Genomic DNA, 26,867 nt, shown 5'->3' with positions numbered 1-26,867 from the left:
TGTATTTCAATGAAAAATATCAAAATTAAAATATTCAGCACCGCTCTGATACTGAGTTTATCAACGAGTTGTAATAAATTTTTGGACATTGTTCCGGATAATGCTCCCGTATTAGATCAAGCTTTCGCCATGCGGTCTATGGCCCAACGCTACTTAGCAACCTGTTATTCATCCATTCCCTCGGGCTTTTCTGTAACAGGAAATCCCGCCCTCTTTTCTGGGGATGAATTTTGGTTGAGTTCGCAATCGACCTACTCCACCTATTACAATTGGCGCGTCGCTTTAGGCTTTCAGAACTCAGATTCGCCACTGCTGAATGCCTGGGATGGTAACAACGGATCCGCAAGTTTATGGATAGGAATCACCAACTGCAATACGTTCTTGGCTAATATCATGAATGTACCCGATATGGATGAAGCCGAAAAAACGATGTGGGCTTCAGAAGTCAAATTTCTGAAAGCATACTATCATTTTCAATTATTACGAAAATACGGCCCCGTCCCCATCAAAGACGTTAATATTGAGGTAGAAGAAGAGTCTGGTGCAACTAATCTCCCAAGAAACAGTACCGAAGAATGTTTTGATTACATTATCAAACTGATTGATGAAAGTATGCCTGCTCTCCAAGACGACATTACCGCAGCAGCCTCCGAAACCGGCCGAATAACCAAGATCATCGCTAAAGCCGAAAAAGCGGAAATTATGATGTACCGGGCCAGTCCGCTTTTCAATGGAAACGTTGACCCTGAATCAAATCTAAAAAATTTCGATGGTAAGGATCTCTTTAATCATACCTATTCCGCTACAAAATGGCAGGATGCAGTGGCAGCCTGTAAAGAGGCTATAGAGTTTGCTGAATCTTTTGGTAAAAAGCTACACACTTACACCACGCCAGCAGGGATTACCGCTAGTAACTCCACCCAAATTCAGATGAGCATCCGCGAAGCTTTTAATGAGAGTTCCAATAATCCCGAAATATTATGGCTAGACACCAAAAACTTAGCTTCCTCAACCTTTCAAGGATATTTTGGATTGCCACGCTATGTAACCGAGGCCACTAGCTCAACGATACGCGGCGACTTTTCTGTTACAATGAATACAGCCGAAAAGTTCTATTCAAAAAATGGTGTTCCTATTGAAGAGGATATTACCTTTCCATATAACAACCGTTATGATCTTATTTCAGTCCCAAGCACCGATACTTACAAATATGATTTGGTGGGAGGACAACAAACCGCAAGACTAAATCTGGATCGCGAAAATAGATTTTATGCTTCGTTAATGTTTGATGCAGGCCGTCTTTTTATGTACCAGATCAAAACAGATGCCAGTGCATACAATATCAATCTAAAATATTCTGGATCATCTGGTAAAGCAAACCCAACATATTTTAACACAACTGGCTATGCGTCAAAAAAGCACTTTAATTACCAGAATACGGTGGCCTCAGGCAATAGTTTTACAACCCGGGCATATGGTAATCCCATTATTCGTTTAGCAAGTTTATACCTCTACTATGCAGAGGCTTTGAATGAACTAAATGGTCCTACGGCAGAAGCGTTGACTTATATCGATAAAGTACGGGCACGCAGTGGGCTTAAAGGCGTTGTAGAATCCTGGACAAACTTTTCCTCAAACCCCAACAAGCCTAATACTAAAGAAGGTCTTCGAGAAATTATCAAACGCGAACGGACTTGTGAATTTGCATTAGAAGGAATTCGTTATTATGACATCTTAAGATGGAAAGATGCCGTGAAAGAGTTTAATACCCCCATCATGGCATGGGACATTAATCAGTATACGGCTAATTCATATTACAGGACAACCATATTATATGTGCGATCATTTATGGATAGAGACTATTTCACCCCGATCAGTCTGAATGAACGGAGAAGAAACACTAATCTGGTACAAGCAGCGGGATGGTAAAAAATTAAATGAATTTAAACATGAAAAATATGATACAATTTATTATGCGAGCAATCATGAAAGGATGCATTCTCTCGTTGTTGCTGCTCAGCGCATGTAAAGAAGATTCCGGAATTTCAGCGGAACGCGTTGGTGAAAAACCCGGTGTTTTAACCAATGTTAACTATTCTGAATTACCAGGTGGAGCAATTATCAGTTACGATTTACCAAAAGTAGCCGATCTGCGCTATGTAAAAGCAACTTATACACTCGAAAACGGCAAAGTGCTCGTTAGTAAATCCAGTCTATATGACAATCAGATCCGTATAGAAGGTTTTGCCAAAATTGGAGAATATGATGTAAAATTGGTAGCTGTAAGTGTCGGTGAAATAGAATCCGATCCAATTACACTGAAAATCAAAACAGGTAAACCACTCTATCAATCCTTAGCAGAATCTTTCAGTTCAGACAAAAATCTCTTTAGTGCATTCGGAGGGATCAATGTAATTTATGAAAATAAAAATGCCTCAAATATTATCATTCGTGTATTTAAACACACCAACACCGGTTGGGTCAATGTTAATGAAACCTATACAAAAGCCGTTGAAGGAACAATACGTGTACGTGGCCAGGAAGCCGTCGAAACCAATTTCGGAGTGGTCGTAAGAGATCAATGGGGAAACGAATCGGATACAATAAAACGCAATATAATTCCCTTAGAGGAATATGAATTGAAGAATGCTTCGGCTTATAAAAATATTGCGGCCGTGTCTGCCTCAAATCCCAATGGAGATTATACCATCAACAATAACAATGGTCTTGGCCCCAATAGCGCAGATATCAGTATCAGCTTGTTTGACGGCACCGAAGCAACTCCATACAATACCGCCAAGCAATTTTGGGCCCGAAGTGCCCCCATTCCGTTTACATTTACCATCGATTTGGGACAGCAGGCTCAGATCAGCCGTTTGAAAATGTGGGCAAGAAATGATAATACAGCACAACTCTTCCAAGCTACACATATCAAGGAGTTTGAACTATATGGCAGCAACGCTCCAATAGCTGATGGATCTTGGGACGCTTGGACATTAGTCGGAACTTACGAAGGAATAAGGCCCTCAGGCCTCGCTTTTGGCGTATCCCCCACTTCAGAGGATATTTCCTATGCGCAAGCTGGAGAAGATTATGAGGTGAATTGGGAGTTGCAGGGAGGTTTCCGTTACTATCGAATTAAAGTAAACTCGACATGGAACGGCGTTCGTGAACAGCCACTAGGCAATGCTTTAACGGTGGCAATCGCCGAATTGAAATTTTTTGGAACCTATTTAAAATAGAAAATATGAAGTGTATTTTTAAATGTACTCTTTACGTACTGTTTATAATGATATTTACTTATAGCTGCAAACCTGCAGACTATTGGTATGGAGAATATGCGGCAAATGGAGAAATCTATTACCCAGGACGAATAGATTCGCTTTCGATCTTACCCGGTAACAAAAGGGGAATGCTACGGCTTAGGGTATCAACTGATCCGCAGACCTCCTCATTGAAAGTTTATTTGCGGAACAGTCTTTCTTCTGCTTACACTGTCGCTTCTTATCCAATAGAATCAGGTGAACACGGGATGATTAAGCAAATTCCCATTGACAATTTAGTCGAGTCAACCTACACGGCCAATGTATATTCCTTTACAGATAAAGGTGATAGTTCACGTGCAGTAACGGCCAGTCAGTTTATTTATGGTACAAGTTATAACAATACACTGATCAATAGAACAGCATCAAGTATAGACAAAACAAAGCCCACTCAAATTATTATTATTTTTGACAAAGAAAGTAATTTACCAAGAGAAGGCACTTTCTATCCTATGCAATATACCGAAGTACGGTATCTCACCAACACGGGAGATTCTACGACAGTGAAATTAACGCCTTGGGAGTTTTCGGTGCCAGTACCTGACATTAAAAATCCAAGTGACATCAGTTATCGCACCGCTTATAAACCGGTTATCTCTTCGTTGGATTATTTTTATACTGGCTACAAAACCATCCAGTTAAAATAGCTTTTCCAACCTATAGCAAAAATCTTAAATAGCGAGAGTGTTCAATCGGACATTCTCGCTTACTTTTACCCTATCTTTTTTTTAAATACATTTGTACCATAATTGGGGAACTAAAAAATGGATAGTACTATTGCATTTTGGCTAAAACAAATCGCAGAAGGTGACCGAATTGCATTCGATGCACTATATAATCATTTTTGGAAACAGATCTATCAATACGTTTACCCCAAAACTAAAAGTACCGAAGCAACTGAAGATATCTTACATGACTTATTCTTGAGTATCTGGAAAAATCGAAGTAGATTGCAAGAAATCAATAATATTGAATCCTACCTCAAAACTGGTGCACGTTACCTCACCTTCTCCTACTTCAATAAACAGAGCGAACAGCATATGGTGGATATAGATAAAGTAGATATTATCCTCGATGACGCTCCAATCGAAGACCGCTTGCATTACCGCTATTTACTCGATCTTATTCAAGACGAAATACAGAATCTTCCTGAACGTTGCAGAATTATTTTCAATGAAAGCCGTATCAACCACAAATCCATCAACCAGATAGCCCTAGAATATGGCCTATCCAAAAGTACCGTCGAAAATCAAATAAACAAAGCTCTCAAACGTTTACGATTGGTTACCAAAGACTTCCATATATTTCTCTCATTTTTTTAATTTTTTTTCATTTCCGCGTAGGTGCAGTTGATACTTTCGATGACTATATCTATACAAGGCTAACCAAACGACCCGTGAAGTCATCGTGATGTATTCAAGTCATATCGGACAATGAATATCACAGATAACTCCATCATAGCTGAAACAGTCGAAGGCAGTATAAATCTCTTAAAAGAGACTGCTTACTAATGAATAAACAGATTTAAATAGATGAAAGTACCTCATACGCTACAAAAACTAATCAAAAACTATCTATTGGGCTTTGAAAATAAAGCCGAATACGAGACCTTGAAAAAATGGTTTGAAGAAGCCGAGGCAAACAACAGGCCTTCTGAAAGCGATATGAGAGCAGGTCAACTTCGTGTCTTTCAGCGTTTAAACAGTAATCAGCTATTTAATGAATCTCCTACATTTAGTCAAAAGTTTCGTTATAGCATTCGTATAGCGGCATCCATCACCATTGCACTTGGTTTTGCCATGGGCTATTACTATTACCAATATGCTATTTTCGACAAAATAAGCCCTAAACAATTAGCGACGATCCGTCCAGCACAGGAAAATGTACAACTTACTTTCGAAGATGGAGAAGTCGTCATACTCAATAAACAAGGCCAAACTACTCGGGCTATTGAAGGAGTACAGGAAGTCAAAAACGGAGAACTTGTCTATAATGACAATGCAGATCATATCGTCCAAAATATACTTTCAACACCTCGTGGACAAATATTCAAGATTGTACTGCCCGACGGAACCAAAGTATGGGTGAATGCAAATAGCTCCTTAAGCTACCCTTCGAAATTCATAGGCCCAGAGCGCTTAGTTGAATTACATGGTGAAGCCTATTTTGAAGTTAGCAAAAATCCGGACCAACCGTTCATTGTAAAAACAACCGATCAACAAGTCAGAGTTTTGGGTACACATTTCAATATCAATGCCTACGATAATGCTCTTACGACGCAAACAACACTTATTGAAGGCAAAGTTGAAGTACAACATCAGCAGCAGAAAATACTCTTGACGCCCAACCAGCAAGCGAATTATAAAGGTACTGCTCTCAGTAAGAAAAATGTGGATGCCGCCGAGTATATAACCTGGCGGGATGGATATTTCACCTTCCATAATGCCACAGCAAATGAAATCATGCAACAGTTGGCCAGATGGTACGATCTCAATGTACGCCTAGACGACTCCGAAATACACGAACGATTCAGTGGAAAAATCAATAAACAGATGAATTTACAGGAAATCCTAACCGTTCTGCAGTCAGCTGGATTGAATTTCGACATCGTGCAGAATAAAAATCAACAAAAAACAATCCTACTGAAAAACTAAATTATTAATACTAAACTCATTAAACATTAACCTAATGCAAAACAATAGGAAGGCCAAACCTTCGGTCCCATGGGATAACCATGTCCAAATTTTAGCAAACTCAGCCGCCATCACCTGGCCTCAGGCTTTTGTGGAGAGATGCAATGACAACACATTACCCTCCGTGTTTAACCGAAAAAACAAACTGCGTTTTCACCTTGTTTCGGCACTTTTGACGATCAGCTTGATGCAGCTCTATGGTACAACAAATGCACAGCGCATCTCTATCAACTCAAACAAATCGTCCGTCAAACAAGTTTTTCAACAACTGGAAAAACAATCTGGCTATAGTTTTTTCTATAAAGACGTTGTACTCGAAAAGATCAAGGATACCGGTGTTAAATTTGAAAATGGAACCCTACAGCAGGCATTGGATGCCATTCTAAAACCGAATGGATTAGATTACGAGATAATTAATAGGACGGTGGTGATTACATCTGCGCAAAAAAAGGACACGAATAATAGCAATTTGAGCCCAATCCGGCAACAATACATTACAGGAAAGGTATTGGATGAAAATGGAAAACCCGTTGAGGGGGCATCCATACGCCAAAAAAATGACAATAGGAAATCAGTTAAAACCAATACAGATGGGGTATTTAATCTGCCAATAACAGCATTGAATGAAATGCTCATTGTCTCCTTCATTGGTTACGAAAGTCAGGAGATAAAGGCCACACTATCGGTCAACGGCATGTTGGTCAAACTTCGCAGAAAGGACAATACGATCGAAGAAGTTGTTGTTACCGGAACAGGAATCAATAGAAACAAAGACAGTTTTACTGGTACTACGACGAAATTTTCAGGTGCAGAATTAAAAGCTGTTAGCAACAACAACATTATTCAAAGTTTGAAAACATTGGATCCTTCTTTTTTGCAAATTGAGAACAATCTAGCAGGTTCGAATCCCAATGTCATGCCAGTGATTGAAGTACGTGGCAAGAGTAGTATTCCCAGCTCAACACTAACAGACCAATTTGGGGCTGACCCCAATCAGCCGTTATTTGTATTGGATGGGTTTCCAACAACAATACAGACTATTGTTGATCTTGACATGAATCGTGTCGCATCAGTAACCATATTGAAAGATGCCGCTTCAACAGCCTTATATGGTTCACAAGCGTCTAACGGCGTTGTTGTTATAGAGACTATAAAACCAAAACCAGGTGAGTTACAGTTTACATACACACAGGATTTTAGGTTCGAAATGCCCGATTTGTCCGCATACAATATGATGAATGCCACCGAAAAATTGGAATTTGAAAGACTCTCCGGGCGTTACAATTCATCGGTAAGCCCCACACATCAAATCTATCTCGATAGCCTGTATAATCAACACCTCGCATTTGTAAAAAAAGGAGTTGATAGTTACTGGCTAAGCGAACCGCTACAAAATGGCTTCTCGACCAACAACTCCATTAATGCCGCAGGTGGCGATGAGACTTTTATCTACAACTTGGGCTTAAACTATCGGGCAGGAAAAGGAGCCATGATTGGATCAGGTAGGGATAGCTATAGTGGTAGTATCAATCTAACGTATCGAAAAAACAAGGTAAATATTAATAATATCACCTATATCAGAGGCAACAAAACAACCGAATCTCAATATGGTTCATTTTCCACCTGGGTAAATACAAATCCTTATTATGAAAAAAATTTGGAAACCCCATATTTGGAAATCAGTCGTAAATCAAACTCCTCCGTCGACTTCTATATTGCCAATCCATTATACGATGCCATGCTGCCACAATATAATAAATCCAAAAACCTAGAGGTACAGAATAACTTTAATGCCAACTATGACATTACGGGTTACCTAAGAGCCAATGCAGCGCTACAAATGACTAAGGGAACGACAGAAGGTAAAATCTATAAGTCGCCCGAGATGAGTGATTTCTTTGAAACACCAACCTTACGGAAAGGAAGATACACGGACAATCGAAATAACAATTTTTCCTATCAGGGAAACTTGATGTTGACCTTTTATAAAACATTTGCACAAAAACATCAATTAAACGCCAACTGGCGCAATACAATCGCTGAAAACAAAAATGATTCCTATCAAACTGTAGCTGAAGGATTTCCTGCAGGAAACGCGGGAAACCCACGTTTTGCCTATAGTTATTTGCTAGACGGTGCACCACTAGCGTCCAATAGTGCATATCGTACGGTTAATACAACACTAAGCGCAAATTATTCTTATGATAACCGCTACTTATTTGATGTTGTGTACAGATTGGATGGCTCAACGGCTTATGGAAGTAATAAACAATTCTCCCCGTACTATGCCGTCGGTCTAGGCTGGAATATCCACAAAGAAGCCTTTGCGAAAAAAATATCCTGGATAAACTCTTTACGACTAACTGGAAATGTGGGTATCACAGGTAATCAGAATTTCGCTAATATCAGCTCTATTTCGTTATACAACTATACCAGTACAAATTACAACCAATTCGGCCAGGGCGTAACACTTAATATGCTGGGCAATCCCAATTTGGAACCTCAAAAGACACAGCAGATTAGTACTTCTTTAGATTTCAGCTTATTAAACAATCGTTTTACAGGTTATATTAATGCGTACAACAAGAAAACAGACCCATTAATCGTTCCGGTAGACTTACCGTCCTCAACAGGCGTATTTTCCTACCCCTATAACATAGGAAGCCTTACCTACAAAGGCCTAGAAACCAAATTAACCATATATCCGATCTATAATCTTGAAAAAGGGATCACCTGGAATATTGGCCTTACAGCTGCAAGCTACAAAAGCCAATATGATGGATTTGGCGACATCCTGAGAACCCTCAACAAGCAGCAGGAAACATCCAAATCTTTAATCAGATATATAGATGGAAATAGTGCTGAGGCCATTTGGGCGACCAAATCTCTGGGAATTGATCCAACCACAGGAAAAGAAGTTTTCTTAACTAAAGATGGACAATATACATTTGATTATAACGCTGCTGATATAGCCAATGTCGGAAATACAGCACCTAAAGTAGAAGGAGTAATTTCAACGAACCTTCGAATCAAAGGATTTACATTCGGACTCGGCCTACGCTATAGATTAGGTGGCGATATCTTCAATACAGCATTATTTGACAAAGTGGAGAATATTAACTTCATTAACGTAGTAAACAATCAGGACAAACGTGCATTATACGATCGATGGCAACAGCCAGGGGATATCGCCCAATTTAAAGCTATATCCCAAACGGCAACAACACCGATATCATCACGATTTGTCCAATCGCTAAACACGCTTAGCAGCGAAACCTTAAACATAGGTTATCTCTTTGACAAAGGCCCTTGGCTGCAAAGTATGAGATTGAAGACCTTGTCCGTCAACCTAATGGCAAATGACTTCCTATATTTCTCCACCGTCAGAAGAGAGCGTGGTATATCCTACCCTTACGCTAGAACATTCGCCTTCTCTTTCAGAGCATCATTTTAATTATTGACTTATGAAACGTACTATTAAAATACTCCTAATTCTGCTGATAACTGTCACTTTTTTCTCCTGTAAAAAATTCCTGGACGTTCAGCCGGAAGACAAGGTCTCAGAATCCCAGTTATACAGCACCAAAAATGGCGTCAGGTCCGTGCTCAATGGCATCTATTTGGATCTTGCTGCAAGCCAGTTATATGGAGATAATCTGACACTTTCTACAATCGAAATCCTTGGTCAGCGCTACAATATCAGTTCGGAACACACTCAATACAAGACATCAACTTACGCCTATAAAGATAAACCAACAGTAGATCGTATGGAAGATATCTGGGCGAATGCTTATGCGACCATCCTTAATATTAATGTCTTTTTAGAAAATCTCGATAAATACAAAGGCGTTTTGGACCAATCCACAGAAAATGGCTATAGAGGCGAAGCAATAGCGATGCGTGCATTCCTACATTTCGATCTTTTACGTCTATATGGTCCTCGCTATTCAACGATAGATTCTACAAAACAGAGTTTGCCCTATTATAAAAACAGTAAAACCGAAGTAAACCCTCTATTACCGGCCAATGAGTTTATGGAAAATGTAATGGGTGATTTAAACATCGCCGAAACTTTACTGCAAAACGACCCCATCATAACGACCGGTGTGAATACCGCCAAACCAGAAGATCTAGTCGACTTTCTAAGCAATAACAGAAATTACCGACTTAATTATTATGCTGTAAAAGGCCTCAAAGCACGCGTTTACCTCTATCGTGGTGACAAAACCAATGCTTTAGCTATGGCCAAAGAAGTGATAGCTGTAAATGACAAGTTTCCTTGGACAACTTCTGCCAATGCTTTGGTTGAAAAACAAAATCCCGATCGCATATTTTCATCAGAAATGATATTTGGCGTGATGAACTCCCAACTATACACTCGTTACCTAACCTGGTTCGATCCATCCGTTGGTGAGAAGCAAATATTGGCCCCGACGCCAAGTCGCTTAGCTACCGTATACGAAAATAATGAAAATGATTATCGATACAATTTAAACTGGCAGATGCCCTCCAATGGATCCAAACCTTATAAAACTTTTCTTAAATATGTGGATGTCGTCGATAAGACCAAAACTTTCCGGTTCAGCATTCCTTTGCTCAAAATAAGTGAAATTTATTACATCGCAGCTGAATGCGAGCCCAATAGTGCTGACGGGATAGCGTTGCTCAATATAGTACGGGCTAACCGAGGCTTGCTACCATTGTCAGCAACGGTAAACATTTCGACCGAGCTACAAAAAGAGTATCAAAAAGATTTATTCGGTGAAGGGCAGCTTTTTTATTACTACAAGCGCAGAAACGTAACCTCAGTAGCCAATGGCTCAGCAACAAGTGGCAACGTAACGATCAACTATAACGTTCCCCTCCCAGACTCTGAATCTATTTATAGACAATAAAATGTTACCAATGAAAAATATATACTATCTACTCCTAGCCTGTGCGACTATTACCTGTCTCTTTTCATGTGAAAAGGAACTCCACAAGTATGAAGGAAAACCTGCCGTCTATTTTAATGAAACGGCCCGGCCCCTCGCCTATTCTTCAGAGGTCCTCAAGGATTCTACAGTTATCTCCTTCAGCCTGACGAAAGGACCAACAGTTGATTCGCTTGTGCATATGGTCATTGCTACAATAGGAAATGCGGCAGATAATGATCGTCCCTATAAAATAGTTCCAAATTCATCATCTACTGCAATCGAGGGCAAGCATTATGAATTTATCACCAAAGATTTTTCGATCAAAAAGAATCAGCTTCGGGATACTATATGGCTCAGGTTTCTAAGAACACCAGACATGAAAGACCAAAATTTTCTACTCAGCTTCGACCTACTTGAAAATGAAAATTTTTCGGTCGATATGCAGTATAAAATTACGAACCAGACTACAGGTCAAAGATTGAATTTTATTAATTATCGATGGTTTATCAATGATATAATAAAAAAGCCAACCCGTTGGTTGGACCTCTATCTTGGAACATTTTCCCGCACGAAGCTCAACTTGATGGTTGAGGTCCTTAATGTCGACCCACAATATATGGATACCAATATTTCAATTGCTGAAACATTGGCCTATGGTAAATTTATGCAACGGTATCTGAATGAGCAGAAAGCAACTGGCAAACTCATTTTAGATGAAGACGGCCAACCGATGAATATGGGAAGCGCCGCGCAATAGCCTACAAACTTAAAATGAAAAAAAATGAAAAGAAATATCTCCTATTCAATTATTAGCTTCTTGATGGCATGTATATTCTTGGGGGCCTGTAAAAAAGATCTTGGAAATTATAATTATTCTCAAATAAATGAATTGGATACGATCACAGAACTGCCCAATGAAGTCACTGCCCTTGTCGGTAAAGACCTCCTATTAACCCCCAAAATACGATTTACACAAGACAGCAAATTTGTTGAAGATAATTATCAATACCAATGGACTTATATTGGTTCCAATGGTCTGGGGGGACAGGTGATATTCTCGTTAAGTGACGAAAAAGATCTGAATATTAAAATGAATCTCGTCGCAGGAAGCTATCAAGCCTATTTTTCGGTCACAGACAAACAGACCGGAATAAAATATACACGTCCATTCAGACTGAAAGTGGTTAACGAAATCAATGAAGGCTGGATTATGATGAACGAGACCAATGGAAATGCCAGAGTTGATATGCTCGTATTGAATGCCAACAATACCTTCGATCTATACAATGACGTTTTAGCTTATACTGGTTCAGAGCTGAAATTAACAGGCAAACCCGTTATGACCTACACATACGCAACAGGGTTACTGCTCGGACCAGACAAGATCAGCTATGGGCTATATTTAGGCACAACCTCCGGTACAACAAAGGTAGACCCCAATACCTTCAAATGGACAAACACGATGGGACTCTCTTATGAAATGATAGGTGCGATTCCAACTGGATTTCATGCTGATGTAATGCAGCAAAGAGGTGGTGGGGCCTCTTATTTGATTGGTGGCGGCAATGCTTACTATTACGAACGCAGTCTCAACATATTCTATTCAGCTCCGATCAATTACATCGCAGCTGAAGAAAAAGGATTTGAAGTAGCCCCTTTTATAGGTGGACGACATACAGATATTTCCAACCCCATTATATTGTATGATAAAACGAATCAAAGATTTGTGCGTCATGTATCCACAGCCTCAACCTGTACCACACTTATTGATCCAGAAAAGGATCTTAGGTTATTCAGTTTTAAAACAGGACTAGATATGATATACATGCGCTGGATGGCATACAATGGTGGTGAGATCTTCTCTATTCTTAAAGAGCCTAATGGTTCAAAAAAATACATCGCAAGGTTCAACGCGGTCAGCACGGCACAGACTTACTATAATGAAATCACCGGCACAGAAATCGATAAAGCAGAATTCTTTGCATTCAATCCCGAATTTGGTTACCTGTTTTACAGCACTGGAGGTAAAATTTATGAATACGATATGACTTATAAAACTTCCAAATTGATGGTTGATCTAGGAGATAAAAAAGTAAGCTATCTGAATTTCTATGAATTCAAGAATTCCACAAAATATACCAGTGGAAATAAACTCATGGTAGGTTTTTATGACCCTAGTAAATCGGACGGGACCGAAGGAAGCTTAAATATTTATACCGTTCCGGGGTTAAATGCCAATATTGTCTTGGATCAATCCTATACAGGATTTGGTCGGGTTAAAAGTTTAACCTATAGAGAACGCTAAGAACATTTCGAAAGCAGCAGACAATATAGACACTGTATCTCTAGTACTATCCTGCAGGAAATCTTCCAGGGTAGTACTATGATATAATTTGCGTATATCTATTGGCATTATCAGGACTACAAACAACAACAACAATCATTACATATAAATTATGCTTTTCAAACAGATTTTCAAAGCAGGGGCTTTGCTGTCTTTTGTACTCTCTACAGCCATATTACAGGCGCAGACCGCAACTCAGTTACCAGCAAAATTACTTTCCTGTTTTGTCCACAAAGATACATCAGATATTTTGACACAATTAGCCCCAAACTTCTCCATAGCTGGACACACCGATGCTGGCGCAAAATTTCGGTTAAACCAGATTATCAAAAATTACCCCGTTTCAAAAATTGAGGTAATAACAGAAAAGAAAACAGCAAAAGGTACTATCTTGCAATTGAACCTCACCTCTGGAACGGATAAACACCTTAATACGGAAGCCTTACTCGATCAATCGGGCAAATTAGTACGCCTTTCCTTATTTGACCAACTTTATGGTATGCAACGTAAGCAAAAAGCACAATTACGGGCAACAATTCCTTTCGAAAACAAAAATGGATCCATCTATCTCCAGGTCAAAATCAATGGTTACGAAAAACCATTACGCTTACTGTTTGATACAGGTGCGGATGGCATGGCTGTAAATCAGCAATTAGCCGACGCTATTGGACTAAAAATCACTAGAGAGAATAATGCTTCGGTGGTAGGCGGCAATACCAAAATTCAAGTGTCGGATAATAACAGCATTCTATTAGACACCTTAAAACTAAGCGGACAAGGTATTGCGATATTCCCAGAAATGAGCAAAGAAGGTGATGGCATCATTGGTAATACCTTGATTCGTCAATTTATTACCCATATAGATTACGACAAAAACATCATTTCGCTATATGATTTTGGAGATTTTCAATATAAAGGTAAAGGAGCTACCGTTCCGATTACAATGCCTGCGGGAGTCATGATTCTCCCGGGTCAACTTGAAGTTACACAAGGTAAAACATATACAGGACATTTCGTATTCGATACCGGAGCATCCTATGATCTGATCTGTTTCCGCCCCTTTGTACGCCAAAATAAACTACTTGTCAGTGGATTTAAATCAGAAGCTCAAGCAGCAACCGTAAGTATGGGAGTTTCTTCACCCACCTTCTCCGGCAACAGCTTTCAATTTGCGATTTCAAAACTTCCAGCCATACCGGGCTTACCAATCACCTTAATGGGCGGTAACTCCGCAAACGAGCAGTGGCAACCTGGTTTCGATGGTTCTATCGGAGTCCGCCTACTCAGCAGGTATAATATGACAATCAATCTGGCGGAGAGTGAGGTCTACTTTACTCCTAATAAGCTGCATGCCCATCCTCAGGACTTTCTAATAAAAAATTATCAGTTTGGATGGGACAATACAGGTCAGCTGAAAGCCTTAGGCATTATTGGTGCCTTAGAAACTCCAGATGGTTTAAAAGTAGGAACCTTAATTCAGCGTATTGACAATTACACCGTAGACCAACTCAAGAAAAAACCTATGCTCATCGAAGAAATAAGATTGAAAGCAAAGGAACAGCCAATTGTCATTACAATTACCGACAATAAAAACATTACAATTTAAATTTTAACAGATCCTATCAAACGAACGCTCCTAACTATAAATAGATGAAAAGAATTATTCTTTATATGATCACAACGTATTGTGGTTTGTACTTGCCCTATTTGCTAAATGCACAAGAAAAAGTCTTTCAGGGCACCTATGCGGAATGTCAAGCCCAAGCAAAAAAAGAAAATAAACTTATTCTTATCGACCTTTACTTTGTAGGCTGCATACCTTGTGCTGAAATGGACAAGCAAGTGTTTCCCGACCCAACTGTTACCAAAGAACTCCAAACCAATTACATCCTTTACAAGACAGATGTGATGAAGGAAATAGATGGCAAAAAATTGGCTCGCAAATATGGTGCTCCGGGTTTTCCAACCTATGTGATTGTCAATGCTGATGGTAAAACCATCCTGACAGAATCAGGATTTTTTGGTGTAGACAGGTTTGTCCCCTTGTTAAAGGAAGCCGTACAACGGAACAAAGCCAATTTAAATCTCGCATTTAATAGTAGTCTGGATAACGAATATCCGGCTGCCTACAGTGAACGCTTTATCAAAACAGGTGAAAATCACGATTTTGCCGAATTAGAAAGTTATCTGGACCAGCAAAAAGACTTGTTTGATGAAACTGCATTCTTAGCCAATAGCGTCACCGCATTCCCAAAGTATAACAGTTGGACCTACGATAACTTACCCAAACTGATCAAAATGTATGGTGGAAATTTGCTTCGCAATAAGATTTCGACAATAGCTACAAAGAAAAGTAAACAATATGGTTCGGCGCAGCAATTGGACAGCCTTCAAAGAATGTTAACGTATATCCGCCCAACTTTCAATGATAAACTATGGGATATCTTTTTGCCCGGATTTATCACAAATTATTATACAACCTCTAAAAATGCCACTACCTATCTGCAACTGATCAATCAATATAAAGTTTACAATACGTGGGATCTTAGGAGCAACGCATTGGGGCAGGTAATTATCGACCAGGCAAAGAATACTGAAGTTCTAAAGAAGATATTGGTTGAATTTCAACAACAGCAAAGTAAACAGCAACTGGATGCGGTAGACAGCTACCGTTTGGCACTTTTATATTACTATTTACAGGATTTTAACCAGGCAACAAAAGCCGTTACTGCACTCCTAAAAGCAGACCTATCAGCACCGTATCTTTCCATGCAGAAAAAAGAATTTATCGCATTGAAAGATGCGATAGACAAGAAGAATTCGAACCTATTCCAAGCGAAAGACATCAAAAAAAATATTCCATTTAATCTTAGTTAAACCAACAAAATCATGATCAGAAAAACAATTTTATTATTCACAGCGTGTATTTCAGCTTTTGCTGCGCTGGCGCAACAACCAAGTAATGTCACTGGAACCACAGACCCCAATAAAGTAAAACGTGTTGGATTATTTAAAGTCCTTAATGGACGATTAAAAGAAATTGCAACGGCGATTCCGGATGCTACGGGTCGATTTGGATTCCGTTTCACCCCAGAATATGAAGGCCTGTATTCGATCGGTAGTGGAACTGCACAAAACCAACAGGGATTATTTCGTTTTTATTTCAAAGGCAATGAAGATCTAAATATAAAATTGACGCAAAGCGATTATGAGCTCATAGGGAAAAATAGTCCCGAAAATGAAACACTATATGCATGGGACAAACAGGCAAAAAGTTTCCACGACAAAGGAACAACTCCTGGAGGAATGAGTACCTATGTCGATTTCTTTCCCGAAGTAGAACAATTTAAAGGAAAACTGGAAGGTATAAAAAAAGTGGTCAAAACTGGAAACGCAAACTTTGACAAATTTTTCCCTGAACTTGTAGATTACGATTTTGCTTATTATGCCATTTCCTACCTGTACATGCCACGCACAGCACATCCGAGTAAGGAAGAAATGAGCGATTATTATACAAAGTTCAATGCCGATTGCTTTCTGACACCCGAGCTACTTAAATTTCCTTATGGCGATCGCTTTATGAGTAACATGATCTATAGAAAACTGGATCTAGCGACAAAACCAACATTTGATCAACAGGTTGCCGCGATAGGTCCTGATGTACTTAAAGGACAATATGTGCTACAACGTTTGGAAGGAGCCCGCTCCTACAACGACTTTCAGGACATGAACACGACCTATAAAAAATACTTTACCTTACCTGAGCAGATCGAACGTGCCAAAACTGTTGAAGCCAAACTAGTGGAAACAAAGACAGGCGTACCTGCATTTCAATTTAGTTATCCTGATATTACAGGCAAAAAAGTTAATCTGGCAGATCTAAAGGGCAAAGTCGTGCTGGTTGACATGTGGGCAACCTGGTGTGGACCATGCCGTGCCGAAGAGCCACACTGGGAAAAACTCAATGAAGAATTTAAAGGTAAACCAGTTGCATTTGTAGGTGTTTCTGTAGATCAAGATAAGCCTAAATGGGAAGGTTATGCGAAAGAAAAAAATCTAAAGGGCATCCAGCTTCATGCGGGTCCAGGAAATGAATTGTCCAATGCTTACAAGGTAAATGGAATACCTCGTTATATTCTAATCGACAAATCAGGAAATCTGATCACTGCAGACAGTCCAAGACCAAGCGATCCTAAATTAAAAATTCTGCTTGAAGAATGGAGTAAAAAATAAAAACCGAATTAAAACCTACCTATACAAAAAGATCCCAGTCGAAATAAAACTGGGATCTTCCATTATAAAGACAGTTCATCAATCATCTAACGTTATTACATAATTAACGAATTACGCTCATCCCAATTGTGGATCTGTCTTTGAATGATTGCCCGTTTCCACGCGCCCTGCAAAATGGCGTACAAATTTGGTTCCCTCCAGATGTAAACTCACATCATACCAACCATGGACTTTATGGGATTCCACAATCCATTTCGTGGATTTCCCTGCCGCAAGTACAATAGATTTCGTCCATGTACTATAAGCATTATCTTCTACATGCACACGGAATGATTTTTCCCCTCGATTATGAACTTCCAATACAAGGTTACCCGTCAACAGGCCCTTCTTCCCGATTTCATAAGTTGCTCGAACAGACAATGGTTCCTTATTTCCTCTAAATCCGCGCATAAATCCATTTGGGCCGTACACGGTCAAATCGTAATAACCATCCTTAAAGTCGGCCAGATCCCAATCAAAATGGAGCTCCTGCCCCGCGACAACCGCAAATGGCCAGAATTTAACCCCTTCCTTATAGCTCGGTCCACTATAGACATTAAAAGGGCTGCTGAGCGATTTACGACCAAACACCTTATTGCCTGCTTCTAATGTCAAATGAATTCGGTTGGTCTCTTTAGCAAATGACTCTTGAACATAAAGCTCATATGCCAACGCGTTAGAATTTTTCTGACCTTTCTCCTGTCTTGCCAATAAATTGGAATGACCTTTAGACCGCAAGCTTGCTGCATCCTCTTTCGACCAGACATGAAAATTGTTGGGCAGCGGTTTCGATTTTGCCCGATCAATAGCATAGATCTGCTGATTCCGATCAAGAAAAGGTAACTCAACAGCATGTGCTCCTTCGGCTTTCCGAAATATCGATGTCAAATCACCCGTAATAGCCCGGCGCCATGAACTGATATTCTCCTCTTTCACATGCTTGCCCAGCTTTTTCTCAAAGAAATGTTCCATAAACTGGATGGTCGATGTAATGTCGCAAATCTCCGAATTGACCCAGCCTCCTTTTGACCAAGGCGACGCCACAATCAAAGGGACACGGTAACCGAGGCCAACAGGCCCCTCCGTCGCGTTATCTTTTTCCTCACCATCGGCAAGCTCCTGGGCTAAACTCACATATTCACCACTGTAATCTAATTCCGGTGAAGTTATTCCAGAACGTTGATCTGCTGGATTAGGTGCCACAAAAGGTGGAATATGATCAAAATACCCATCATTTTCATCATAATTTAGAATAAAAATAGTCTTCTTCCAGATTTCCGGATTTTCTGTCAAAATATTCAATAGCTCCGATACATACCAAGCGCCATACATGGGTGCACTCGGATGATCTGAAAAGCTTTGTGGTGCAACCAGCCACGACACAGCAGGTAACTTCCCAGATTTCACATCATGTCTAAATTGGTGGAGTACATCCCCCTTGGGAACGGTAATCTTTTCACCTTCATGTGTGACCACACTTGTCTCCCGATAGAAAGGGTCGCCTTCATTGGTTTGAAAAGCGCGTTCATGCAAAGCACGCTGCTCCTTAGGAAGCTGCTGAAAAGCATGATCCGTGAGACGAGCCAAATGCTTTTTATAGCTATTCAGTTGCTCCTGTTTCTGCTTAAGCTTATTTTGCGTTTTCTGTACGCTTTCGGTACTATTGTCCGCTAATGCTTTTTCAAGGCTCTGGATCTCTGCCGGCAATTCTCCAACACGCTTGCGCATAAAATCAAGATGGCTTTTCTTGAATTCAATATGATACTGCGCAAACCACTCCAAATTATTGTCCGTAAAATTACCCAACAGATCCTCACCGTCTAAGCCACTTTCTATGCTGACTTCATTTTGATAAACTTTCCAGGAGATCCCTGCTTCTTCCAGGCGTTCAGGAAAAGTCTTCCAATGTGCCCAACGGTTAAAATAGATATCGGAATTCCGTACCAATGGTTTTGCCCCTTTTTGTGGCACACAGGTCCCTGTCCAGAAGAAATGCCTATTAGTTGTTGTACCCGTAATAGACGAACAGAAGTGCTGGTCACAGATTGTAAAGGCATCAGCTAATGCATAATAAAAAGGGATATCCTCCCGTGTATAATATCCCATAGTCAGGGGAATCTCTTTCAAGGTCTTTCCTCCAGGACGCTTAGCTTCGATCCAGTTATCGTGTTTCCCCTGATTCCGGGCAGCCATCTGGTTTTCCCAGGAATGCGGTAAATTGCCGGTCCACGCAGCATTCGAGTTTTTGATATCCAACCTGAATGGTGAATAGGTCTTACCCGCAGCCGATGACTGTAACCACACCGGATTGCCACTAGGCAATTTAATCGCCCTTGGATCACTAAATCCCCGAACGCCGCGAAGCGTTCCAAAACTGTGATCAAAAGAACGATTCTCTTGCATTAATAATACAATATGCTCGGCATCCAAAAAGGTACTCCCTGTGATCGGTTCAATCGCCAATGCCCGCTGTATTGCATCAGGCATCGCACTTTGTAAACCAAAAACACCGGCTAACAAGGAAGCCTTCTTGATAAAATCTCTTCTGCTATCCATAAATAAATTTGTTGTCTCTCTTATAAATTCAATGGTCTAAAGCGAATATATCCATTCCCCATCGTTTTTTATGTAACGTTTTTAACAAACAATCCCCGCAAACGATTGATTTCATTTACGGGGATTGTTTTTTCGAATGGCTTATTTCAAAAGCCACATCAATTGGTTCGGATCATCAATACCATTAAATTGTCTTTGAACGGCTTCTTTGACATTTTCCGAATTGTAATTGTATTCTCTATCCTTATATTTCCAACGCACAGGAATTTTTGTCGGCGCATCAGAGTTCATACTTGAACTTGCATTAATCTTCCAGGTCGGATATCCCGTACGGCGGTAATCATAATATGGAGTATAACTCAATTGTAGATAACTGGCCAAATATTTCTGTACTATAATTTCTGCGATCTGCTTTTCAGCGTCTTGCGGAAAAGCTTGTCCATATGCAGTCAATGCTCCACTGATGTAATTTGCATCCATCGGCATCTTATGCGTGAACTGATCCTGATTTGGCGTATTATCGGCCGTAAATTTCATCGAAGCCTCAATTCCCTTTTTGTACCATTCGACGGCAGGAGCATCAATCCAACCACGGGCACTTGCTTCAGCCAATACAAAACACAATTGCGCATAAGAATATTGTTGCGTAGGCTCTCCAGTGACCAACTCCGTAAAACGGTCATTCAATTTCGAGTAATCTGTTGTTTTCTTAATATCACCGATATCGCCAAAAGACAAAGAAACATCAACACCCAAATAGGCGTCAAAATCAGACTGCTGCTTTCCATTGGCCAATCGCAAGGCAGAAGGTGCAGCATAATAGAACAAACGTCTGTCTTTTCGGATTTTTAATGGATCGATAATTTCAGAAGACACAATCGGATAGATCACAAAGCTATTGCTCACTTTATAAAAAGGGTAAGTCTGTCCGCTTTTGTCCGATCGTGTCAATTGAAAATTATCGGCATTCGAACTAAAAAAGACGCCGGAGTCAACAATCTTTTTGAAGCGTTCCTTTACCTTTAGATCCGTATCGGAAGTTCTCTTACTCAACTGGATAAGTACATTCAAAGCAAAAGTATTAACAAGCTTCCGCCACTGCTGCGTATTACCTGCATAAACTGGGTCACCAGTAAACTTATCACCAGCCTGAAACAATTTATCAGCTTCTTCCAACTCACTCAAAATACCTAAAAACACATTTTTTTGGGTATCATATTTCGGAAAATACATCTTATCAGATTCACCTCGCAATGCTTCTTGATAGGGAATATCCCCCAGTTTCATTGTCCCCTCAAAAAAACGCATCGCCCTTGCCAAATGCATAACACCCGCATAAGATTTTGAGAGACCTTCGGTTGTTGCAAAATCGACCATATACTGCGCATCGTTCAATCCCGTCAATGCCGATTCCTCTTCCCCAAAGTTATTATATTGGTATCCTTCAGCAAGCTCAGTCCATGCAATTTCCTTTGTCAACATATAAGGTTGCATAAACGATTTTTGAGACGACGGATTGGCCAATCCTAAAATGATTCGCTCAGAAATCATGGAGGAATTTACCACCTTAGGCATCTCCGGATCCGTATTTATTTCTTCAAATTTAGAACAGCTCGCTGTAGCAAATAACAATACCGCAACTATTCCCCATGTATAATTATTAAATCTCTTTTTCATCAGAATATATTTTTTAGGCCACTGAGGCAATCATCCCCTTTTTACAGACTCATGATCATCCCAATGTGCACGATAGATTAAAAAGTCAGGTTCAGATTAAATCCAATGTAACGCATCGAAGGAGAACTTAAATCCTCTTGTCCACGATCTGGATCAGAAAATTTATAGGTTTTCGTCCACAACAACAGATTCTGCCCCGTTACACCCACGCTCGCTCGCTTCGCTTTAAATTTTTGCGCAACAGTCGCCGGAACAGAATAATTGATTGACAACTCACGTAGTTTTACAAAAGTTTCGTCCCAATAGTTCTGTCTGCCTGAATATGCAGTCTTCCAATAAGATTCATAAGAAACCACTTTATCGTTTTTCTCAAATACCCGGGTATCTTCGGCGACACGACCATAATTATCATATTTAACCGATCCCGACACGACCTTCACGCCCGGTGCTACGTAAGTTTTATTTCCATTCACGACTTCTTCATAACGGTAGCTATTATCCGAATCAGGATGGGCTCCAGTTTGCCATAAACGTGCATTCATATTCGAATAGGACATCCCATTAATTCTGCCATCCAAACTGAATGACAGCGAAAAGTCTTTATAACTAAACTGATTTGTCAAGCCCCAAAACCATTTTGGTGCCGAATACCCGATCAATTGTGCTTTATAATTTGCCGATATAGGCATCCCAGCAGCATTTAACACCATTTGCCCATCTGGAGCACGCTCCCAATCTTTGGAAGTGATATAATCTGTCCGCAATCCTTTTTGAACATATAATGCATCGCTGGAATAACGAGGATCCAAAGAATGGAAGTATTCTAGATTCTGTGATAGATTCAAACTCACATCCCATTTAAAGTGATTGCGCTTGATCGGAATACCACCGATAGTAATTTCATGCCCTTTGGTCATGCGCTCCTCTCCTGTATTGATCAGCCTATACTTAAATCCCGTGAAAGAGGATATATTATTATAGATGGCCTGATTGTGCAATAAACGATAATAACGGGTATAGTTACCATATAACCTATTTTTCAATAATGCAAAATCAATTCCCACATCAGTCAAATCACGTTGCGTTGGCGAGATTGAAAAATCTTTGATATCATATTGATAATCGGAATTTGTTATTGCATAGGTTGCTGTTGGAGCCCCGTCCCAGACATTATTATTGACCCTAAATACTTGATTGATCTCGTATGGATCAGGAACTGTCTTGGTGACCGCCCATGAACCACGTAACTTCAGCATATCCAGCCATTGTGGTTTACTTGGCAACAAATCAGAAATAATAACACTTCCCGATACTGACGGGTAAAAATATGCACGATGCTCTTTGGACAAGGTTGACGACCAATCGTTACGCCCTGTCGCCTCAACAAAAATGGCATTCTTCCAAGATAGAGACAAACGTCCATAAAGGGCATTTCTCATTTCCCGTACCCTAGATTCAATAGAATTGACCGGATCAATTGAATTACGTAAAGAATAGTAGCCCGGAATGGACAAACCGTTCATTGTCTTGGAAATCAAACTATTATTCTGACGATAGAATATGGCTGCACCCAGCAATCCATCTATAGCAAAATCACCGAAAGATTTTTTCCCCGTAAAGATCAAATCGTTATTGGAACTAAAACCGTCGTATTTGGCTTTCATGTATTTCCCCTTACTGTCAAATCCCCCGAAATCCGTAAAACCGCCACGCGTACCATAAATCCCGATCGGGTTTTGCTGCGTTCTGGTTTCACTTAAATAATCGTACCCCGTCCTTAACATAAATTTACCCCAATCTGCAACCTTGTAATTCAATGTAATTGCAGCATTCAATTTATTACTTAAGCTAGGCGTTGTTTTCTCATAAGCGATCAAATATGGATTGTCATACCAGCCATTGTACATCCAGTTCTGTTTCTGGTCTTTAATCATCCAATAGTCCTTATATTGCTCAAGATCATATTCAGGGCCTGTCCATACTAAAATATTGTAAATATACCCCTGATCATTATAGCCTGCTCCAAAGTTGTTAGATGATGCATTTCGGTTATATGCAAGCCGTGTTTCCAGATCGAACTTACTGCTGATTTTAGTCTGCCCGGAAACCGACAAGTTCGTCATGTTCAACTTCTGATTAGGGTACTGCCCTTTATTATAAATATGGTTAATGGATGTCCTTATGCTTCCGTATTCACCTTGGTTGGTAAAACTCACCGTGTTATTAGATATAAAACCTGGTTCGAGAAAGTTTTGAAAGTTATTTTTACCACGAGACGTCAGCGGTTGCACTTCTAATTGCTTGGTCAATGGATTCCACTGCGACGCCGTACGACCGATATCCAGTTTGTCCCCCCAGACATAATCATTGTTATTGAATTTACCGAATTCCCCCGAGGAATATGAACTTTGCACCTCAGGGAGCGCCAAATAACCCGAAAAGAACATATTGTTACTATTGACCGTAATCTCTGTTCCTTTCTCGCCAAGCCCCTTCTTCGTAGTCACCATAATCGCTCCGCCGGCACCCATACTACCATATAAGGCAGTTGCTGTCGCACCTTTCAATACAGTCATATCCTCAATATTATCTACCGGCACATCTCGTAATGTCAGATTTTCATATGCAACACCGTCTATCACTAAAATAGGCGTTAGCCCCCTTACTTGGATTTGAGGCGTACTGTTAAATTCCGTGCTGTTCAAAACACGCACACCCGACATCCGCCCTGTCAAAGTAGTACCGACATCAACCCCTTTCACACGTGTCAGATCCTCTCCTTTCACACTCTGGGTAGCATACCCCAGCGCTCTTTGCTCCCTTTTTATTCCTAAAGCAGTTACAACGACCTCATCCAATGAATTTGATGATTTAACCAGTTTTATTGTTCCAGCTTGCGTAGCTAAAATTTCAATGCTTTCGTATCCGACATAGGAAATCTGAAGTAAAGCCCCATCTGTCCCAGCAGGCAATCTAAATGTACCGTTTTCGTCGGTCGTAACAGCTGTGGCCGTCCCTTTTACGCGGACCGTCACACCAGCGATAGGCTGTCCTGTCTCCTGATCGACAACCTTCCCCCTGGTTTCGTTGGCAACAGTGGAAACCGGCTTATCATTCTTCACGCGAACATCGGTGCTGTTTTTCTTCGAGATCACATACAGCTTATCATCAATTTTCTTGACCTCAAGATTTCCATCTGAAATTGTCTGGATAAATTGAACAATCTGCTCCTTTTTCAATTTATCCAAATCGACTAAGTCATTGACTTTTTGATTTGATATGGATGCATCGTAACCAAATTTGATATTAAATTTTTGCTCCATTCGCCTGAGGATTTTCCCAATCCCTTCACTGGTCGAAAATTGTGATGCCATGGTCTGAAGTGCGAGCGACTGAAAGAGCAAAGCACTTCCCATAAGTTTTAAATAGTAATTGGTTCTTTTCATAAATTACTTTTTATAGATAATTATTTGATTAAAAGCAGTATTAAGCATCGTAAGCGACTTTTCTAGATCACTTGCCGGTAGATAACCGGTATAGCTTTCCGTCTGGAAAGAATCGATTAATTCAAGATGACTGTCAGGATAAAGATTATTGAGATCGGCCACGATCTGGGAAAGAGGCACCTCTTTAAATGACAAGAGATCACTCTTCCAGTTGGATGCAATGGTCGTATCCGCTTTGGATACATCAAATTGTTTTTGTTGCCTATCATAAGCAACTTGCTGCCCAGGTTGCACAATGGAATGTTCCTTCCCGCGAGACACACACACCCGGCCGTGATTCAGCACCAGGCGGCTGTGGCCCTGCGAACAGTTTAAGTTAAATGCAGTACCCAATACGCGAACATCAAAGTCGCCGGAGCTGGCAATCACAAATGGTTGTTCAGGATTTTTGGCGACTTCAAAAAAAGCTTCGCCTGAAAGTTTGATACGACGTAAACTGTCTGTATTAAAATCTGACAGCAATTCGATCTTCGCTCCTTGCCGAAGAGAAACATGTGTACCATCTGGGAGTACAAGCCGCTTCACAAATTTTGTTGGGTTGGAATAATGGACAATTGCATAGGCCGTATTCTTATGCTGCCCCTCAAACTTAAATTGAAATAAGAAGGCGAGACCGATCAACAGCGTGCAGGCAGCAGCAGAAATAACAGACCATCTTTTTTTCCAAATAGACACTGTAGGTGTACGCAACGGTGTACCTGTAATCGCAAAGAAAATATCTTCAGAAGTTGTTTTGTTCAGCTCACAATCACGGTCATCCAACGCAACAACCTCATCCAGGTCCGGAAGTTCATCCCTTTCACACGAAGTAAGTAAATCAAGAAATATAGCGGTTTCCTCGGGACTTAACTCCCCCCTTAGGAATTTTTTGTATAAAGCAGCTATTTTGGAATTCATCATCTCTATCCGTCTTTAAATACATATACGTACCTAAAGGACACAAAGACGACCCTGCTCTAAAAAATATTTAAAAAAATCAATAGGGCTATTGAAATCTCAAAATGATCAAGAATATATTGACGGACAAATTTATTGCCCTTCACCAATTGATCCCGGACTGTATTGACAGAAATACCGAGTCTATCCGCAATCTCCTGATTGTCCAAAAACTCCTCTTTGCTCAAAAGAAAAATTTCAAGACGCGCCTTTGGAAGTTTTGCAACAGCTTCCCGATAAACACGCTCCAAATCCTTAAATCGGATGGTTTCCTCATTCGAATTGTCCACTAATTGGGTATGATCGACATCTGTAGTTTGAAATTGGAATCGAACCTTTTGCTTCCGAAGTTCATCAAATACAAGATTCCGGGCAATCGTATAGAGATAAGATTGTGGATTTTTACTTCCATCCAATTCTGCCCATTTTTTCCAGATTCTAGAGAATGTTTCCTGGACCAAATCTGCGGCAGCTGGCTCTTCTTTTAGATGTAAATAGGCATATTTATACACTTTGTCCTTATACGACAAAAAGAAAGTTTTAAAATCCAAATCACTGTTATTTTCAATAGGCATGCTTCATCACATATAATTGATCGTACAAGTTTAGTTAGAATTTTTTGAAATATTCCAATGAATTGCATG

17 protein-coding genes are annotated in these 26,867 nt (G+C 40.1%); 12 read left to right on the top strand and 5 right to left on the bottom strand.

Annotated elements, in window-relative coordinates:
* The first annotated feature begins 9 nt into the window (after positions 1-9).
* The 12 genes from AB1Z56_RS22410 (at position 10) to AB1Z56_RS22355 (ending at position 17,509) form a co-directional block, all read left to right on the top strand.
* The gene (locus AB1Z56_RS22410) at positions 10-1,929 is read left to right on the top strand and encodes a RagB/SusD family nutrient uptake outer membrane protein (RefSeq protein ID WP_309359726.1); all 1,920 of its coding nucleotides are present in this window, start codon (positions 10-12) and stop codon (positions 1,927-1,929) included.
* Positions 1,930-1,949: 20 nt separating this feature from the next.
* Positions 1,950-3,242 (top strand): DUF5000 domain-containing lipoprotein, encoded by a 1,293-nt coding sequence (locus tag AB1Z56_RS22405; protein ID WP_313266303.1) that lies wholly within the window; start codon positions 1,950-1,952, stop codon positions 3,240-3,242.
* 47 nt (positions 3,243-3,289) lie between these two features.
* On the top strand, positions 3,290-3,970 hold the full coding sequence (locus tag AB1Z56_RS22400; RefSeq protein WP_309359722.1) for a DUF4998 domain-containing protein: 681 nt from the start codon (positions 3,290-3,292) through the stop codon (positions 3,968-3,970).
* Between the two features lie 117 nt (positions 3,971-4,087).
* Complete coding sequence (locus tag AB1Z56_RS22395; RefSeq protein ID WP_309359720.1) at positions 4,088-4,645, top strand: RNA polymerase sigma factor; 558 nt, start codon at positions 4,088-4,090, stop codon at positions 4,643-4,645.
* A 210-nt stretch (positions 4,646-4,855) separates the two neighbouring features.
* Positions 4,856-5,977 carry a FecR family protein gene (locus AB1Z56_RS22390; RefSeq protein WP_426790236.1) on the top strand — a complete coding sequence of 374 codons (1,122 nt, stop codon included), beginning with the start codon at positions 4,856-4,858 and terminating at the stop codon, positions 5,975-5,977.
* Between the two features lie 34 nt (positions 5,978-6,011).
* Complete coding sequence (locus tag AB1Z56_RS22385; protein WP_426790235.1) at positions 6,012-9,470, top strand: SusC/RagA family TonB-linked outer membrane protein; 3,459 nt, start codon at positions 6,012-6,014, stop codon at positions 9,468-9,470.
* Positions 9,471-9,480: 10 nt separating this feature from the next.
* A complete protein-coding gene (locus AB1Z56_RS22380; RefSeq protein WP_426790234.1) occupies positions 9,481-10,911 on the top strand; it encodes a RagB/SusD family nutrient uptake outer membrane protein in 1,431 nt (476 codons plus the stop codon).
* A gap of 10 nt (positions 10,912-10,921) precedes the next feature.
* Positions 10,922-11,689, top strand: coding sequence for a DUF4843 domain-containing protein (locus tag AB1Z56_RS22375; protein ID WP_426790233.1), 768 nt, complete (start codon positions 10,922-10,924; stop codon positions 11,687-11,689).
* Between the two features lie 24 nt (positions 11,690-11,713).
* A complete protein-coding gene (locus AB1Z56_RS22370) occupies positions 11,714-13,237 on the top strand; it encodes a PKD-like family lipoprotein (protein ID WP_426790232.1) in 1,524 nt (507 codons plus the stop codon).
* 151 nt (positions 13,238-13,388) lie between these two features.
* A complete protein-coding gene (locus AB1Z56_RS22365; RefSeq protein ID WP_426790231.1) occupies positions 13,389-14,882 on the top strand; it encodes a retropepsin-like aspartic protease in 1,494 nt (497 codons plus the stop codon).
* A 44-nt stretch (positions 14,883-14,926) separates the two neighbouring features.
* Positions 14,927-16,153, top strand: a complete 1,227-nt coding sequence (locus AB1Z56_RS22360) for a thioredoxin family protein (RefSeq protein ID WP_426790230.1) — start codon at positions 14,927-14,929, stop codon at positions 16,151-16,153.
* A 12-nt stretch (positions 16,154-16,165) separates the two neighbouring features.
* Positions 16,166-17,509, top strand: a complete 1,344-nt coding sequence (locus tag AB1Z56_RS22355; protein WP_426790229.1) for a TlpA family protein disulfide reductase — start codon at positions 16,166-16,168, stop codon at positions 17,507-17,509.
* A 117-nt stretch (positions 17,510-17,626) separates the two neighbouring features.
* Here AB1Z56_RS22355 and AB1Z56_RS22350 read toward each other — a convergent pair whose 3' ends face one another.
* From AB1Z56_RS22350 to AB1Z56_RS22330, 5 genes are all read right to left on the bottom strand, one after another.
* Positions 17,627-20,104 (bottom strand): phosphocholine-specific phospholipase C, encoded by a 2,478-nt coding sequence (locus AB1Z56_RS22350; protein WP_426790228.1) that lies wholly within the window; start codon positions 20,102-20,104, stop codon positions 17,627-17,629.
* A gap of 141 nt (positions 20,105-20,245) precedes the next feature.
* Positions 20,246-21,781 carry a SusD/RagB family nutrient-binding outer membrane lipoprotein gene (locus AB1Z56_RS22345; RefSeq protein ID WP_426790227.1) on the bottom strand — a complete coding sequence of 512 codons (1,536 nt, stop codon included), beginning with the start codon at positions 21,779-21,781 and terminating at the stop codon, positions 20,246-20,248.
* Positions 21,782-21,858: 77 nt separating this feature from the next.
* A complete protein-coding gene (locus tag AB1Z56_RS22340) occupies positions 21,859-25,227 on the bottom strand; it encodes a SusC/RagA family TonB-linked outer membrane protein (protein WP_426790226.1) in 3,369 nt (1,122 codons plus the stop codon).
* 3 nt (positions 25,228-25,230) lie between these two features.
* Complete coding sequence (locus tag AB1Z56_RS22335; RefSeq protein ID WP_426790225.1) at positions 25,231-26,187, bottom strand: FecR family protein; 957 nt, start codon at positions 26,185-26,187, stop codon at positions 25,231-25,233.
* 56 nt (positions 26,188-26,243) lie between these two features.
* Positions 26,244-26,798: an RNA polymerase sigma-70 factor gene (locus AB1Z56_RS22330; RefSeq protein ID WP_309359697.1), complete on the bottom strand. Its 555-nt coding sequence runs from the start codon at positions 26,796-26,798 to the stop codon at positions 26,244-26,246.
* Positions 26,799-26,867 lie beyond the last annotated feature (69 nt).

This window comes from Sphingobacterium sp. WOUb80, from assembly GCF_050058145.1.
GTDB lineage: Bacteria > Bacteroidota > Bacteroidia > Sphingobacteriales > Sphingobacteriaceae > Sphingobacterium.
This window is presented reverse-complemented; position numbering and strand designations above follow the sequence as displayed.

Coding starts and splice junctions, on each gene's coding strand:
- AB1Z56_RS22410 (WP_309359726.1), top strand. CDS start 10: ATGAAAAATATCAAAATTAAAATATTCAGCACCGCTCTGATACTGAGT.
- AB1Z56_RS22405 (WP_313266303.1), top strand. CDS start 1,950: ATGAAAAATATGATACAATTTATTATGCGAGCAATCATGAAAGGATGC.
- AB1Z56_RS22400 (WP_309359722.1), top strand. CDS start 3,290: ATGATATTTACTTATAGCTGCAAACCTGCAGACTATTGGTATGGAGAA.
- AB1Z56_RS22395 (WP_309359720.1), top strand. CDS start 4,088: ATGGATAGTACTATTGCATTTTGGCTAAAACAAATCGCAGAAGGTGAC.
- AB1Z56_RS22390 (WP_426790236.1), top strand. CDS start 4,856: ATGAAAGTACCTCATACGCTACAAAAACTAATCAAAAACTATCTATTG.
- AB1Z56_RS22385 (WP_426790235.1), top strand. CDS start 6,012: ATGCAAAACAATAGGAAGGCCAAACCTTCGGTCCCATGGGATAACCAT.
- AB1Z56_RS22380 (WP_426790234.1), top strand. CDS start 9,481: ATGAAACGTACTATTAAAATACTCCTAATTCTGCTGATAACTGTCACT.
- AB1Z56_RS22375 (WP_426790233.1), top strand. CDS start 10,922: ATGAAAAATATATACTATCTACTCCTAGCCTGTGCGACTATTACCTGT.
- AB1Z56_RS22370 (WP_426790232.1), top strand. CDS start 11,714: ATGAAAAGAAATATCTCCTATTCAATTATTAGCTTCTTGATGGCATGT.
- AB1Z56_RS22365 (WP_426790231.1), top strand. CDS start 13,389: ATGCTTTTCAAACAGATTTTCAAAGCAGGGGCTTTGCTGTCTTTTGTA.
- AB1Z56_RS22360 (WP_426790230.1), top strand. CDS start 14,927: ATGAAAAGAATTATTCTTTATATGATCACAACGTATTGTGGTTTGTAC.
- AB1Z56_RS22355 (WP_426790229.1), top strand. CDS start 16,166: ATGATCAGAAAAACAATTTTATTATTCACAGCGTGTATTTCAGCTTTT.
- AB1Z56_RS22350 (WP_426790228.1), bottom strand. CDS start 20,104: ATGGATAGCAGAAGAGATTTTATCAAGAAGGCTTCCTTGTTAGCCGGT.
- AB1Z56_RS22345 (WP_426790227.1), bottom strand. CDS start 21,781: ATGAAAAAGAGATTTAATAATTATACATGGGGAATAGTTGCGGTATTG.
- AB1Z56_RS22340 (WP_426790226.1), bottom strand. CDS start 25,227: ATGAAAAGAACCAATTACTATTTAAAACTTATGGGAAGTGCTTTGCTC.
- AB1Z56_RS22335 (WP_426790225.1), bottom strand. CDS start 26,187: ATGATGAATTCCAAAATAGCTGCTTTATACAAAAAATTCCTAAGGGGG.
- AB1Z56_RS22330 (WP_309359697.1), bottom strand. CDS start 26,798: ATGCCTATTGAAAATAACAGTGATTTGGATTTTAAAACTTTCTTTTTG.